General features: G+C 65.9%; 12 protein-coding genes and 1 pseudogene. 4 read left to right on the top strand and 9 right to left on the bottom strand.

Annotated elements, in window-relative coordinates; genetic code table 11:
• Positions 1 to 6 precede the first annotated feature (6 nt).
• From AC1DT6_RS25270 to rpsB, 6 genes are all read right to left on the bottom strand, one after another.
• Positions 7 to 828, bottom strand: coding sequence for a phosphatidate cytidylyltransferase (locus tag AC1DT6_RS25270; protein WP_441631988.1), 822 nt, complete (start codon positions 826 to 828; stop codon positions 7 to 9).
• 33 nt (positions 829 to 861) lie between these two features.
• Positions 862 to 1635, bottom strand: coding sequence for an isoprenyl transferase (locus AC1DT6_RS25265; RefSeq protein ID WP_441631990.1), 774 nt, complete (start codon positions 1633 to 1635; stop codon positions 862 to 864).
• 53 nt (positions 1636 to 1688) lie between these two features.
• Entirely contained in the window at positions 1689 to 2249 is a 561-nt protein-coding gene (frr, locus tag AC1DT6_RS25260) for a ribosome recycling factor (RefSeq protein ID WP_441631992.1), read from the bottom strand.
• Between the two features lie 118 nt (positions 2250 to 2367).
• Entirely contained in the window at positions 2368 to 3078 is a 711-nt protein-coding gene (pyrH, locus tag AC1DT6_RS25255) for a UMP kinase (protein ID WP_441631994.1), read from the bottom strand.
• A gap of 285 nt (positions 3079 to 3363) precedes the next feature.
• Entirely contained in the window at positions 3364 to 4242 is an 879-nt protein-coding gene (gene tsf, locus AC1DT6_RS25250; protein ID WP_477114985.1) for a translation elongation factor Ts, read from the bottom strand.
• A gap of 261 nt (positions 4243 to 4503) precedes the next feature.
• On the bottom strand, positions 4504 to 5247 hold the full coding sequence (gene rpsB, locus AC1DT6_RS25245; protein WP_045241490.1) for a 30S ribosomal protein S2: 744 nt from the start codon (positions 5245 to 5247) through the stop codon (positions 4504 to 4506).
• Here rpsB and AC1DT6_RS25240 point away from each other — a divergent pair.
• The 4 genes and pseudogenes from AC1DT6_RS25240 to AC1DT6_RS25225 all read left to right on the top strand — a co-directional run bounded on the left by AC1DT6_RS25240 (position 5246) and on the right by AC1DT6_RS25225 (position 11016).
• Positions 5246 to 5446, top strand: a complete 201-nt coding sequence (locus AC1DT6_RS25240) for a hypothetical protein (protein ID WP_441631998.1) — start codon at positions 5246 to 5248, stop codon at positions 5444 to 5446. The genes rpsB and AC1DT6_RS25240 overlap by 2 nt on opposite strands.
• 266 nt (positions 5447 to 5712) lie before the next feature.
• Positions 5713 to 6534, top strand: a pseudogene (gene map / locus AC1DT6_RS25235) (type I methionyl aminopeptidase); the annotation flags it as partial.
• A gap of 49 nt (positions 6535 to 6583) precedes the next feature.
• A complete protein-coding gene (locus AC1DT6_RS25230) occupies positions 6584 to 9187 on the top strand; it encodes a [protein-PII] uridylyltransferase (RefSeq protein ID WP_477111677.1) in 2604 nt (867 codons plus the stop codon).
• A 23-nt stretch (positions 9188 to 9210) separates the two neighbouring features.
• Complete coding sequence (locus AC1DT6_RS25225) at positions 9211 to 11016, top strand: pseudouridine synthase (protein ID WP_477114984.1); 1806 nt, start codon at positions 9211 to 9213, stop codon at positions 11014 to 11016.
• An 88-nt stretch (positions 11017 to 11104) separates the two neighbouring features.
• Here the strand turns inward: AC1DT6_RS25225 and AC1DT6_RS25220 are convergent, their stop codons facing one another.
• The 3 genes from AC1DT6_RS25220 to ligA all read right to left on the bottom strand — a co-directional run bounded on the left by AC1DT6_RS25220 (position 11105) and on the right by ligA (position 15019).
• A complete protein-coding gene (locus AC1DT6_RS25220) occupies positions 11105 to 12250 on the bottom strand; it encodes a hypothetical protein (protein WP_477114983.1) in 1146 nt (381 codons plus the stop codon).
• 121 nt (positions 12251 to 12371) lie between these two features.
• Positions 12372 to 12905, bottom strand: a complete 534-nt coding sequence (def, locus tag AC1DT6_RS25215; RefSeq protein WP_035864901.1) for a peptide deformylase — start codon at positions 12903 to 12905, stop codon at positions 12372 to 12374.
• The gene (gene ligA, locus AC1DT6_RS25210) at positions 12902 to 15019 is read right to left on the bottom strand and encodes an NAD-dependent DNA ligase LigA (RefSeq protein WP_477102506.1); all 2118 of its coding nucleotides are present in this window, start codon (positions 15017 to 15019) and stop codon (positions 12902 to 12904) included. Before ligA ends, def begins: the two co-directional genes overlap by 4 nt.

Below are 15019 nucleotides of genomic sequence, written 5' to 3'. Positions count from 1 at the left end.
ATCAACTCAAAGATAAATGGCCAGCAACGCGGCCAGCGGGAATACGGGCAGCAGCGCGTCGATGCGATCGAGCACGCCGCCATGGCCTGGCAACAGCCTGCTGCTGTCCTTCATGCCGACCTGCCGCTTGAGCAGCGACTCGAACAGGTCGCCGACCACGCTGGCGATCACCAGCAGTGTCGAGAGCAGCGTCACGGCGGCCAGGCCGCTATGACCGGCCATGCGCGAAAACCAGGTCGGCGCAAAAGCCTGGGTAGCGGCCAGCGACAGGGCAATCGCCAGGACCAGCGCCCAGCCGCCGAAGGCACCTTCCCAGGACTTGCCCGGGCTGATGGCGGGTGCGAGTTTGCGCTTTCCGATGGCCTTGCCGACGAAATAGGCGCCGATATCGGCCGCCCAGACCAGCACTGCCACCGACAGCAGCACCCCGATGCCCAGCTCGCGCAGGATCAGGGTGGCCTGGCCGAAGGCGGGCAGCATGAACAAACCGAGAATGGCGCCCAGCAGCGTAAAGGCCGGTGTGGCACGACGCACGCCCCGTGCCAGCAAGACCACCGCCACACCCCAGCAAGCCACGCCGATCTGCAGCAGGAGCGTCAGCGCCTGCCGGCCAGCGGCATCATGCCAGCCAATCAGCGCCACCAGGCAGGCCAGGGCATAGACATAGGGCCAGGGGCCGCGCAGCCCGATCAGCCTGCCGAACTCCCAGCCCGCCAGGACGACAATCACCGCCACCAGGCCGGCCAGCGCCGACGGCGGCGCCAGGAAGAGGATCGGCAGGATCAGCAGCAACAAGCATACGGCGGTGATGACACGGGTAAGGAGCATGCGCTGCGGAGTTCCGGTGAAAAAAGAAAACGATCAGGCGGTGCCGGAAAGGCCGGAGGGCGCCACCACTTGCGCGCTGGTACGGCCGAAACGGCGCTCGCGCTGCCGGTACGAGGCAAACGCCTTGTCGAGCTCGGCCGCACCGAAATCCGGCCAGAACACATCGGTGAAATAAAGTTCGGAGTATGCCAGTTGCCACAGTAGGAAATTGCTGATGCGCTGTTCGCCGCCGGTACGGATGAACAAGTCCGGCTCGGGCGCATAGGCCATGGCCAAGTGCGGGGCGAGTACGGCTTCATCGACTGCCTCCGGCTCGAGCATGGGCGAGCGCGCCAGCATCTTGCGCATCGCCTGCAGCAAGTCCCAGCGGCCGCCATAATTGGCGGCGATGGTCACTGTCAGCCCGGTGTTGCCGGCCGTGCGGGCCTCGGCATCGGCGATCAGCTGCTGGATGCGCGGGCTGAAGCGGCTCAGGTCGCCAACCACCCTCACCCGGATGTTGTTGGCGTGCATCTTGACCACCTCGCGGCGCAGCGCGGTCATGAACAGCCGCATCAGGAACGAGACTTCGTCGGCCGGGCGGCGCCAGTTCTCGGAACTGAACGCGAACAGGGTCAGGTACTGCACGCCACGCGCCGCGCAAGCCTCCACCACCGCCCGGACTGCATCCAGGCCACGGCTGTGGCCGGCAACGCGCGGCAGATGCCGCTGGGTCGCCCAACGGCCGTTGCCATCCATGATGATGGCAACGTGACGGGGCACATAGGTGGATTCGGGGACGCTAAGCGTGGAACTGATGTGATGCATGATTGGAAACGGTAGCGGACACAGCGGCGGCTTGCAAGCCGCCGCACTTTGCGTCACACCGTCATGATCTCCTTGTCCTTCTCGGCAACCATCCTGTCGATTTCGGCAACGAACTTGTCGGTCAGCTTCTGGACGTCGTCCTGGCCGCGGCGCTCGTCATCCTCGGAAATCGACTTGTCCTTGACCAGCTTCTTGAACTGCTCGTTGGCATCGCGGCGCAGGTTGCGCACGGCGACCTTGGCACCCTCGGCCTCGCCCTTGACGACCTTGGCGAGTTCCTTGCGGCGCTCTTCGGTCAGCATGGGCATCGGCACGCGAATGGTTTCGCCCATGGTGGCCGGGTTCAGGCCGAGATCGGCATCGCGGATAGCCTTCTCGATGGCGCCGACCATCTTCTTTTCCCACGGCTGCACGCTGATGGTGCGGGAATCGGCCAGGCCGACGTTGGCCACCTGGCTGATCGGCACCGGCGAACCGTAATAATCCACCTGGACATGGTCAAGCAGACCCGTATGGGCACGACCAGTGCGAATCTTGGCCAGGTCGGCCTTGAACGCTTCAATGGTCTTCACCATCTTCTGCTCGGCGCTCTTCTTGATGTCGGCGACGCTCATCTTTACCTCCAAAACGGGTAATCATGACCCCGGATACCGGGATCGAAAATGAATCATTCTACTCTTTGCCGGACCGCATGCCACTCCTGGCGGCCACGCACCGGCGGCTGGCCAGCGATCAGACGTGCACCAGCGTACCCTCATCCTCGCCAAGAATCACGCGCTTGAGCGCACCCGGCTTCACAATCGAGAACACCTTGATCGGCAGCTTCTGGTCGCGGCAAAGGGCAAATGCCGTGGCATCCATCACCTGCAGGTTGCGCGAGATGGCCTCGTCGAAGGAAATGGTCGTGTAGCGCGTGGCGCTGGGGTCTTTCTTGGGGTCGGCCGTATAAACGCCGTCCACCTTGGTTGCCTTGAGCACGATCTCCGCGCCGATTTCCGCGCCGCGCAGGGCTGCCGCGGTGTCGGTCGTGAAAAAGGGATTGCCGGTGCCGGCGGCGAAGATCACCACCTTGCCCTCTTCCAGCTGGCGGATGGCGCGCGGGCGGATGTAAGGCTCGACCACCTGGTCCATGCGCAGGGCCGATTGCACGCGGCCCACGATGTCGGCGTGGCGCATCGCGTCCTGCAGCGCCAGCGCATTCATCATGGTGGCCAGCATGCCCATGTAGTCGGCCGTGGCGCGGTCCATGCCCGCCGCCCCGCCGGCCACGCCGCGGAAGATATTGCCGCCGCCAATCACCACCGCGACCTGGACGCCGAGCCTGACGATCTCGGCAATATCATTGACCATGGCCTCGATAGTGGCGCGGTTGATGCCGAAGGCATCATCGCCCATCAGGGCCTCGCCGGACAATTTCAGTAGGACGCGCTTATAGGCTGGCATATTGATCCCCGGAGCTGGTTCGGCTCGCACGAGCGAGCCGGAAATTTGAATGCGTGCGGCACGGATCGGCGTGCCGCCGCTGTAAAAGCCGGTTTTCGGGGTGGCCTGCTCCTGCACGGCAAACGCACGGCAAGTCAGACGACCGCGGAAACGGGCTACGGCGCCCGCGCCGCACGGGTAAGCGTGGCGCGGTCATTTGTGCCGAGGGGCACCTCGCGGTGCCCCTCGGCATTATACGGCGGCCGCCGGGGCACCCTGCCGGGTACCCGCCTGGCCGCCAGGACTTCAGGCCTTCTGGGCGGCTGCCACCTGGGCGGCCACTTCGGCGGCGAAGTCGTCCTGCTTCTTCTCGATGCCTTCGCCGACCACGTACAGGGTGAAGCCCTTGACCGTGGTGTTGACGGACTTGAGCATCTGCTCGACGGTCTGCTTGTCGTTCTTCACGAAGGCCTGGTTGAACAGCGACACTTCCTTCAGGTACTTCTGCACCGAACCGTCGACCATCTTGGCGACGATTTCAGCCGGCTTGCCCGATTCGGCGGCCTTCTGCTCGGCGATGCTGCGCTCCTTGGCGATCAGCTMGGCGGGCACGTCGGCGGACGACAGAGACACCGGCTTCATCGCGGCAACGTGCATGGCCACGTCCTTGGCAGCGGTTTCGTCGCCTTCGAACTCGACCATCACGCCGATGCGGGTGCCGTGCAGGTAGGCGGCCAGCTTGCCGCCGTTTGCGTAGCGCACGAAGCGGCGGATCGCCAGGTTTTCGCCGATCTTGCCGATCAGGGCGGTACGGGTGGCTTCAACGGAAACACCGTCGATTTCCAGCGCCGACAGCGCGGCCACGTCGGCCGGGTTCTGCTTGGCGACCAGTTCGGCGACCTTGGCCGAGAACGCCAGGAAGTCGTCGTTCTTCGACACGAAGTCGGTTTCGCAGTTCAGTTCCACCAGCGCACCGGTGTTGCCGTCGATGTACGACACGACCACGCCTTCGGCGGTGACGCGCGAAGCGGCCTTGCTGGCCTTGTTGCCCAGCTTGACGCGCAGCAGCTCTTCAGCTTTTTCCAGGTTGCCGTCGGCCTCGGTCAGGGCCTTCTTGCATTCCATCATCGGCGCGTCGGTCTTTGCGCGCAGTTCTGCCACCATGCTTGCGGTAATTGCCGCCATTTGTCACTCCTTGAATGGTTCGCCCCGGCCTGCCCGCAATCGATCTGGCGGGCCCGGGACCGGGGGTATGTTCAACTTCACCCGCGCCAGATGATGCCTGCGGCGGATGACAACAATTCGAAAAAAGGGGGCGTAAGATTCGCCCCCTTGATTGCCGGAAAGCCCCGGCTGCGCGCAGCGCACCGGCCCAGGGGCCGGTCGGCTAGCGGTGATGGTCAGCTTGCTGTGCGCGCGGTACGGGGTCCTTTCGGCAGCAAGCGCTTAGGCTTCTTCGACTTCGACGAAATCGTCGCCGCCGCGAGCGGCTTCAACCACGTCCTGCACGGCGTTTGCACGGCCTTCCAGGATCGCGTCGGCCACGCCGCGCACGTACAGGGCAACTGCCTTGCTCGAGTCGTCGTTACCGGGGATCACATAGTCGATGCCTTCCGGCGAGTGGTTGGTATCGACCACGCCGATCACGGGCACGCCCAGCTTCTTGGCTTCGGTCACGGCAATCTTGTGGTAGCCGACGTCGACCACGAAGATAGCGTCAGGCACGCCGTTCATGTCCTTGATGCCGCCGATGGACTTTTGCAGCTTGTCCATTTCGCGCTCGAACATCAGCGCTTCCTTCTTGCTCATGGTTTCCAGCGCGCCGGCTTCCTTGGCGGCTTCCATGTCCTTCAGGCGCTTGATCGAGATCTTGACGGTCTTGAAGTTGGTCATCATGCCGCCGAGCCAGCGGGCGTCGACGTAAGGCATGCCTGCGCGGCCTGCTTCTTCAGCCAGGATTTCGCGCGATTGACGCTTGGTGCCCACGAACAGCACGGTGCCGCGGTTTGCTGCCAGTTGACGCACGTACTTCAGCGCGTCCTGGAACATCGGCAACGTCTTTTCGAGGTTGATAATATGGATCTTGTTGCGATGGCCGAAGATGTACGGAGCCATCTTGGGGTTCCAGAAGCGGGTTTGGTGGCCGAAGTGGCAACCGGCTTCCAGCATTTCGCGCATGGTAACGGACATGAAAATCTCCAAAAGGGTTAGGTCTGAAGGCCGCCCCGACATTCCTGAAAAGGAACACCCCGGATGGACGGACTCGCAATTTCAAACTTCAAACAATTCACAAGCGCCGGGCGCCTGCAAACAAAGCGAACACGCAACAACAAGTAACGTGCCCGGCCTAGCAACCACCAGCCACGCCACCGCATGCATCGCCGGGTGACGAAAAGCCGAAAGAAAGCCAGCCCAAGATTGTAGCAACAAAACAGGACTTCGCTCAAGAGGCTAACTATGATGGGGAAGGTGGGCAGCCGTCGGAAAGCCCCGGGGCGCCTCGCGCGCCTCCCCGCGCTTGCGCCGCCCGCCCGGACCGCGCCCGCATCCGGCGCAGCCCGTTTTCGGCTGCGGTCGATGCCCGATGGTGCGATAATCCCACTTTCAGATTCGAATTAAGGCGCAGCCAGTGGCTTCGCCGCCACTTTTGCGAGTAGCATGAGCATCCATATCAAGAACGCCGACGACATCGCCCAAATGCGGGTAGCCTGCCGGCTGGCCTCCGAGGTCCTCGACTACATCACGCCCTTCGTCAAGCCGGGCGTCACCACCGGCGAACTCGACCGGCTGTGCCACGCCTATATGCGCGATGTGCAGGGCACGGTGCCGGCGCCGCTGAATTATGCGCCCCCGGGCTACCCCCCCTTCCCTGGCGCCATCTGCACCTCGGTCAACGACGTGATCTGCCACGGCATCCCGGGCGAGCGCGTGCTGAAGTCCGGCGACGCGGTCAATCTCGATATCACCGTGATCACCAAGGAAGGCTACTACGGCGACACCAGCCGCATGTTCATCGCCGGCGAGGGCTCGATCCTGGCCAAGCGCCTGGCCCAGATCACGTTCGAGTGCATGTGGAAAGGCATCGCCCAGGTGCGCCCCGGTGCCCGCCTCGGCGACATCGGCCATGTGATCCAGGTCCATGCGGAAGCCGCCGGCTATACCGTGGTGCGCGAATACTGCGGCCACGGCATCGGCAAGAACTTCCACGAAGACCCGCAGATCCTGCATTACGGCCGCCCGGGCACCGGCATGGAGATCCAGGCCGGCATGATCTTCACGATCGAGCCGATGGTCAACGCCGGCAAGCGCGACATCCGCACCATGCCAGACCACTGGACCGTCAAGACCCGCGACCGCAGCCTGTCGGCGCAATGGGAGCACACCATCCTGGTGACCGAGACCGGCTATGACGTGCTGACGGTCTCCGAGGGTACGCAGGCGCCACCCGCCTTCATTACGGATTCTGTCGCAGCCTGACGCTACGGGCGCCAAAGTTGGCGCCCTTCTTATTTCAGCCGTCCCTTCGATGCACTCAGCCCCAGCCATGGACGCCACGCCGGAACTCATCCTCGCCACCCGTGTTCGCGATCAGCTCAAAGCCGACAAGCAAGCCGTGTTCGAGGATTTCAACGCGCACGGCCACGTCGGCCAGCTGCTGACGCGCCTGCGGCGCGCGGTGGACAACGCGCTGACCGAAGCCTGGCGCGGACTGGGCCTGCCGGCGCATAGCGCGCTGGTGGCCGTGGGGGGCTACGGGCGCGGCGAACTGTTCCCGTATTCCGACGTGGACGTGCTGCTGCTGCTGCCGTCGGAACCCGACCAGGACACCACCGAACGGCTGGAGAAGTTCATCGGCCTGTGCTGGGATCTCGGGCTCGAAATCGGCTCCGCCGTGCGTACCGTGGACGACTGCATCCGCGAATCGCGCCAGGACGTGACCATCCAGACGTCCCTGCTCGAAGCGCGCCTGCTGACGGGCAACCGCGCGCTCTTCACCGAGCTGCAGACGCGCTACCAGGCCGACCTGGACCCGCGCGCCTTCTTCCAGGCCAAGCTGCTGGAAATGCGCCAGCGCCATGCCAAATATCAGGACACGCCCTACTCGCTCGAACCCAACAGCAAGGAAAGCCCCGGCGGCCTGCGCGACCTGCAGGTCATCCTGTGGATGACCAAGGCGGCGGGCCTGGGGGATAGCTGGAAAGAACTGTTCGAGCGCGACCTGCTGAGCGAACGCGAAGCGCAGGAACTGGCGCGCAACGAGCGACTGCTCAAGACCATCCGCGCGCGCCTGCACCTGGTCGCCGGACGCCGCCAGGACGTATTGGTGTTCGACCTGCAGACCGCGCTGGCCGAGGCCTTCGGCTACCGCCAGAACAACAACAAGCGCGCCAGCGAGCAGCTGATGCGCCGTTACTACTGGGCGGCCAAGGCGGTCACGCAGCTCAATATCGTGCTGCTGCTCAATATCGAGGCCATGCTGTTCCCCAGCGAATCCAAGGTGACGCGCGTCATCAACGAGCGCTTCGTGGAACGCCAGGGCATGCTGGAGATCACCAGCGACGATCTCTACGAGCGCGAACCCCACGCCATCCTGGAAACCTTCCTGGTGTACGAGCGCACACCCGGCGTCAAGGGCCTGTCGCCCCGCACGCTGCGCGGCCTGTACAACGCCCGCACGGTGATGGATGCCGGCTGGCGCAACGATCCGGAAAACCGCCGCCTGTTCCTTGCCATCGTGCAGGAGCCGCAGGGCATCACCCACGCGCTGCGGCTGATGAACCAGACCAGCGTGCTGGGCCGCTACCTGATCAACTTCCGCCGCATCGTCGGGCAGATGCAGCACGACCTGTTCCACGTCTATACGGTGGACCAGCACATCCTGATGGTGGTGCGCAACATGCGCCGCTTCGCCATTGTCGAGCACACCCACGAGTTCCCCTTCTGCAGCCAGTTGATGGCAACCTTCGACCGTCCCTGGGTGCTGTGGGTGGCTGCGCTGTTCCACGATATCGCCAAAGGCCGCGGCGGCGACCACTCCAAGCTCGGCACCGCCGATGCGCGGCGCTTTTGCAAGCAGCACGGCATCGGCCGCGAGGATACCGACCTGATCGCCTGGCTGGTCGAGCATCACCTGACCATGAGCCATGTGGCGCAGAAGCAGGACCTGACCGATGCCGACGTGATCCATGCGTTCGCGCGGGTGGTCGGCACCGAGCGCAACCTGACCGCGCTCTACCTGCTGACCGTGGCCGATATCCGCGGCACCAGCCCCAAGGTGTGGAACGCGTGGAAAGGCAAACTGCTGGAAGACCTCTACCGCATCACGCTGCGCGTGCTGGGCGGCGCCCGCGTCGATCCGCATTCGCTGTGGGCGCAGCGCAGGGACGACACGATCGCCCAGCTACGGCTCAAGGCGTTTGACCCGGAACTGGGCAAGCCGCTGTGGGCCCAGCTCGACGTCGCCTTTTTCCTGCGCCACGATGCGCGCGACATCGCCTGGCTCACGCGCCACCTGTACAACAAGGTGGACAGCCCAACGCCGGTGGTCAAGGCGCGCCTGTCGCCCGCCGGCGAAGGCCTGCAGGTAGCGGTCTACGTCAAGGACCAGCCCGACGTATTCGCCCGCATCTGCGGCTATTTCGAACGCAAGAGCTTCTCCATCCAGGAAGCCAAGATCCACACCACCCGGCACGGCTACGCGCTCGATACCTTCCAGGTAACCGATCCGGGCATCAGCAGCGATGCGAGCGGCAATTACCGCGACATCATTGCGCTGGTAGAGCACGAACTGGCCGAGCGCCTGCAGCAGCAGGCTGCCCTGCCGGAACCCACCCAGGGACGGCTGTCGCGCCAGTCGCGCAGCTTCCCGATCAAGCCGCGTGTCGACCTGCGTGCCGACGAGCGCGGCCAGTATTACCTGCTGTCGCTCTCGGCCAACGACCGCACCGGTCTTTTGTACGCCATCTCGCGCGTATTGGCCAAACATCGCATCTCGGTGCATACCGCCCGCATCAACACGCTCGGTGAGCGGGTGGAAGACGTTTTCCTGGTCGACGGCAGCCGCCTCGCCTCGGATAACAAACTGCAGTTACAGCTCGAACAGGACCTGCTGGCGGCGCTGGCCATCTAGGCCGGACGCCCCACATAGAAGATATGACCGATAGCAATTCGCCCAAGCGCAAGACGCTGGGCATCAAGGCCGCCTCCGAAGGCAACGCCCGCAAACCCGGCGCCACCCGGCCGGTGCGCGTGTCAGACCTGAACCGCGGTCGCGTACGCGCCGTGGTCGACGGCATCAAGCAGGCACAGGAGCGCGCCGGCGGCGGCGAGCGCTCGCGCAAGAAGGCGGAAGACGGTGCCCAGCGCCCGCCACGTGGCCCGCGCACCGGTGAAGGCCAGGACCGTCCCCGCCGCTTTGCCGGCGAAGGCGACGACCGTCCGCGCCGTTTCGGTTCAGGCGAAGGGCAGGATCGTCCGCGGCGCTTTGCTGGCGAAGGCCAGGACCGCCCGCGCCGTTTCCCCCCCGGTGAAGGCCAGGATCGTCCCCGCCGCTTTGCTGGCGAAGGCCAGGATCGCCCGCGCCGTTTCGACTCAGGTGAGGGTCAGGACCGCCCGCGCCGTTTCACCCCCGGTGAAGGCCAGGATCGCCCCCGCCGTTTCGGCCCCGGCGAAGGTCAGGATCGTCCCCGCCGCTTTGCTGGCGAAGGYAATGATCGCCCGCGCAATTTCGGTCCCGGTGAAGGCCAGGACCGCCCGCGCCGTTTCACCCCCGGTGAAGGCCAGGATCGCCCCCGCCGTTTCGGCCCTGGCGAAGGTCAGGATCGTCCCCGCCGCTTTGCTGGCGAAAGTAATGATCGCCCGCGCCGTTTCGACTCCGGTGAAGGCCAGGATCGTCCGCGCCGTTTCGCCCCCGGCGAAGGCCAGGATCGCCCCCGCCGCTTCACCCCTGGAGAAGGTCAGGATCGTCCGCGCCGCTTCACCCCCGGCGAAGGTCAGGATCGTCTGCGCCGTTTCGCCCCCGGTGAARGCCAGGATCGYCCGCGCCGCTTTGCCGGCGAAGGCAATGATCGCCCGCGCAACTTCGCCCCCGGCGAAGGACAAAGCCGTCCGCGCCGCGCGCACGATGCCGGCCAGGGCACGGGCGCGGAGCGCGCCGCGCCCGCGCGGCATGCGCCCCAGCCCAGCTCCGATGGCCTGGTACGCCTGTCCAAGCGGATGTCGGAACTCGGCCTGTGCTCGCGCCGCGAAGCCGACGAATGGATTCCGCGCGGCTGGGTGCTGGTCGACGGCCAGCCCGTCACTGAACTCGGCTCGCGCATCAGCCCGGACGCCAACATCGAGATCCACCAGGCTGCCCGCTCCGAGCAGGGCGAACGCGTGACCGTGTTGCTGCACAAGCCCGTCGGCTACGTGTCGGGCCAGGCCGAGGACGGCTATGAGCCGGCCGCGGTGCTGTTCGCGCCGGAGAACCAGTGGGAACTCGACCCCACCCGCAAGCGCTTCGCCCCGTGGCAGCGCAAGAGCCTGGCCCCCGCCGGCCGGCTCGACATCGACTCCACCGGCCTGCTGGTGCTGACCCAGGACGGCCGCGTTGCGCGCCACCTGATCGGTGAAGACTCGACGGTGGAGAAGGAATACCTGGTGCGGGTGAGCTGGGATTCGCCCGAAGGCCTGGTCGAGCGCGATATCTCGAAAGTCTTCCCCGCGGAGCTGATCGAGAAGCTGCGCCACGGCCTGTCCCTGGACGGCGAGGCGCTCAAGCCGGCCAAGGTCAGCTGGCAGAACGAGGAGCAATTGCGCTTCGTGCTGCGCGAGGGCAAGAAGCGGCAGATCCGCCGCATGTGCGAACAGGTCGGCCTGCGGGTCGTGGGCCTGAAGCGCGTGCGCATGGGCCGCATCGTGCTGGGCGACCTGCCGGTCGGCCAGTGGCGCTTCCTCGGCGCGTTCGAGAAGTTCTGAGCGCCTTGCCCTGAACGCTGGCGGCCAGGTGGCCGCCAGCGTTCACACTGATCGGCGCGTGCCAGCGCCCTGCCCCACTCCCGTCACCTCATAGCTGCGGCGCCCGGCAAGCCGCGCCATCGGCATTGGCCGTCTCCGCCAGCCCGAATACCGCTTTCGCCCCGCATTGCGAGCCAAGCATGCGCCCCTGGTTATGGCCGACGCCGACCACCTCGAAGGCCTGGTGGCGGACCGGCGGGCGCTGGCTGCCCAACGGGGCGGCAAGATAGCGCTCGTAGCGCAGGTAGCCGCGCGCCCGCTCCAGCCTGGTCGGGCCTTCGGCTTCGGCGCCGCAGGCCTTGTCGAGCACGCGGTGGTTGGGGTCGTTGTCTTCCGTCCCCACCAGATAGGTCACCTGGCGCTGCAGATAGCGGCGGAACAGCGCGTCGCCCGTCGCGCCGCGCGCATACGGCACCATGTCGCGCATGCCGTACCGGTATTTGTCGTAGTCCGCGCAAATGGCCGTGTCATAGCGTGCGAAGCCCTTGCCGCTCGGGCGCTCCGGCGTGAAATAGAGATACGACGAAGGATTCGCCACCACGTAGCGCAGGTCGATACCGCCCGCGCGAATGCGCTCGTCGACATTGTTCAGTACCGCATAGCGGTGCACCAGTTGCGCGCCGCCCGAATGGCCGGCAATCGTTACGCGGGTCACGGCCGGGAAGCGGCGCTTGTCGGTCACCATGCCGACGAGATCGTCCAGCACCTGCAGCGAGCTGGTCGAGTACGGTGGGTTGAGGGCATCCTCGCCGCCCATCCAGCCCTGCACGCTCCACACCGGCATATGGTCGAAGACCTTGCCCTTGGCCACGTCCGGCGTGCCGGGGAAATTGGGCGCCAGCAGCAGCACCTCGTCGGGATTGCGGCCGGTTTGCCTGAGCAAGTCCGCGCCGGCGGCGAAGTAGTCGTCGCCGTTACGCTGCAGCCCGTGCTGAACAAAGATCACCTCGCGGATGCCGCTCAGATCACCGTCCAGCGGATGGTTGGCATAGACCGGGAAATCGTAGGTCTGCGCGCCCGTGCCAAGCTTTACGCGCTGCCAGTGGGAGGCCGCCGCCTGTGGCGCCGCGGCGGTTGCCGGCCTGGCCTGCGCGGCACCGTTGTCCACGCCGGTCGCCGCGCAGCCGAACWGCGCGGCGACCGCGAGCGCAAGCAGCGCGATCGGCGCGTAACGCCCACGGCGCAATGTCCTCATGTCCCGTCTCCTGATACCGAAGCGGCACAACGCCTGGCCGCCGCTCCATTCTCGTTGGTGAAGTCGCACCGCGCCAGGAAGCGCGGCGACGGGAAGGCCCCCGCCGCGCCGGGCGAAGCGATCAGTCGTCGCTATTGGGAGGCAACTCGGGGAACAGTACCTCGGTAAAGCCGAATCGCGTGAAATCCCGCACTCGCATGGGATAAAGGATACCCTGCAGGTGATCGCATTCATGCTGCACCACCCGCGCATGGAAGTCCTCCGCCACCCGCTCGATGCGCGCCCCCATCATGTCGAATCCGGTGTACTTCAGCCGGGTATAGCGAGGCACCACGCCACGCAAGCCCGGTACCGACAGGCAGCCTTCCCAGGCCTCGTCCTGCTCCTCGCCAATCGGCGTCAGCTCGGGATTGATCAGCACGGTCTTGGGCACGGTCGGCGCATCCGGATAGCGCGGATTGCGATCGAAACCGAAGATCACCACCTGGAGGTCCACGCCGATCTGCGGCGCGGCGAGGCCAGCGCCGTTGGCGTGATCCATGGTGTCGAACATATCGTCGATCAGCAGCCGCAACTCCGGCGTATTGAAGCGCGTGACCGGGCGCGCTACCTGCAGCAGGCGTGGGTCGCCCATCTTTAGAATGTCACGGATCATCCTTGATCTCCGGTTTGAATCTCGGCCAGCAAGGCCAGCATGGCGGCCTCGTCAAGCACGGGCACGCCGAGCGCCTCGGCCTTTTCCAGTTTGCTGCCAGCTTCCGCGCCGGCCACCACGTAGTCGGTCTTCTTCGACACCGAACCGGCCACCTTGGCGCCGGCGGCTTCCAGCATTTCCTTGGCGGCCTCGCGCGACAGCGTGGGCAGCGTGCCGGTGAGCACGAAGGTCTTGCCGGCCAGCGGCGCGGGCGCGGCGCGCGCCGCCGGTTCGCTTTCCTGCCAGTGCACGCCGGCCGCGCGCAATTGCTCGATGACTTCCACATTGTGCGGCTCGGCAAGGAAGTTGGCGATCGACTGCGCCACCACCGGGCCTACGTCGTTGACCTCCAGCAAGGCGGCCTCATCGGCGGCCAGCAGGCCATCCAGCTTGCCGAAGTGCTTGGCCAGGTCCTTGGCCGTCGCCTCGCCCACATGGCGGATGCCCAGCGCGAAGATGAAGCGGTTAAGCGTGGTCTCACGCGACACTTCGATGGCCGCCACCAGGTTGGTGGCCGACTTGTCGGCCATCCGGTCCAGCGCTGCCAGCTTGGCGACGCCGAGCTTGTACAGGTCGGCGGGCGTATGCACGATGCCCAGGTCGACCAGTTGCTCGACTACCTTATCGCCCAGGCCCTCGATATCCATGGCGCGGCGTTGCGCGAAATGCAGCAGCGCCTGCTTGCGCTGCGCCGCGCAGATCAGCCCGCCGGTGCAGCGCGCGATCACCTCGCCTTCCAGCTTTTCGATATGCGATCCGCACACGGGGCACGTTGTCGGCATGACAAAGGCGCGGGCATCGGCGGGCCGGCGCTCCGGCACCACCGCCACCACTTCCGGAATCACATCGCCGGCGCGCCGCACGATCACGGTATCGCCGATATGGACGTCCTTGCGGCGGATCTCGTCCTCGTTGTGCAGCGTGGCATTGGTCACGGTCACGCCGCCCACGAACACCGGCGCCAGCCGTGCCACCGGCGTGATGGCGCCGGTGCGGCCAACCTGCACTTCAATGTCCTCGACCACCGTGGTCATTTCCTGGGCGGGAAACTTGTGCGCCAGGGCAAAGCGCGGCGCGCGCGACACGAAACCGAGCTGCTCCTGCTCCGCCAGCGCATTAACCTTGTACACCACGCCATCGATGTCGTACGGCAAGCTGCCACGGCGCTCGCCCACGCCACGGTAGAAGTCCAGCAGCCCCTCGGCGCCGCGCACTACCGCGCGTTCCGCGCAGACCGGCATCCCAAGCCCGGCAAACCAGTCGAGCATGGCGCTGTGCGTATCGGGACGCGGCGCGCCCTGCAGTTCGCCCAGCCCGTAGGCGAAGAACGACAGGGGCCGCCTGGCGGTGATGCGCGGGTCCAGCTGGCGCAGGCTGCCGGCAGCGGCATTGCGCGGATTGACGAAGGTCTTTTCGCCCGCCTCGGCCTGCCGCGCGTTGAGCTTGTCGAACTCGCGGCGGTACATGAAGACCTCGCCGCGCACTTCCAGCACCGCCGGCGCCGCCCCGCGCAAACGCAGCGGAATGGCCTTGATGGTGCGGACATTGACGGTTACGTCTTCGCCGGTTTCGCCGTCGCCGCGCGTGGCGGCCTGCACCAGCCGGCCGTCTTCATAGCGCAAGGACATGGCCAGGCCATCGAACTTCAGCTCGCTGGCATATTCCACGGCATCGGCGGTGCCGAACAGGTCGGCCGTGCCCTCCGCCGGCGCGGTCCGCGCCAGCCCCTGCGCGCAACGGCGATCGAATGCCACCACATCTTCGTCTTCGAAGGCGTTGTTGAGCGACAGCATCGGAATGGCGTGGCGCACCGTGTCGAATGCCGACAGCGGCTGTCCGCCCACGCGCTGGGTGGGCGACTCCGGCGTCAGCAAGTCGGGATGGGCCGCCTCGATGTCCTGCAGCTCGCGGAACAGCGCGTCGTATTCCGCATCGGGAACCGACGGCGCGTCGAGCACGTAATACTGATAGTTATGCCGCTCCAGCTCGGCGCGCAGCCAGTCAGCGCGCGCGGCGGGAGAATCGCCGGCAGGTGCGGGGGCTTGCGCCGCCGCACCTTCTCGTTGGGAACTCAT

The organism is Cupriavidus sp. 01L45, assembly GCF_056399885.1.
The sequence above is the reverse complement of the archived record's forward strand: the minus strand, read 5'-3'. Positions and strand labels throughout refer to the sequence as shown.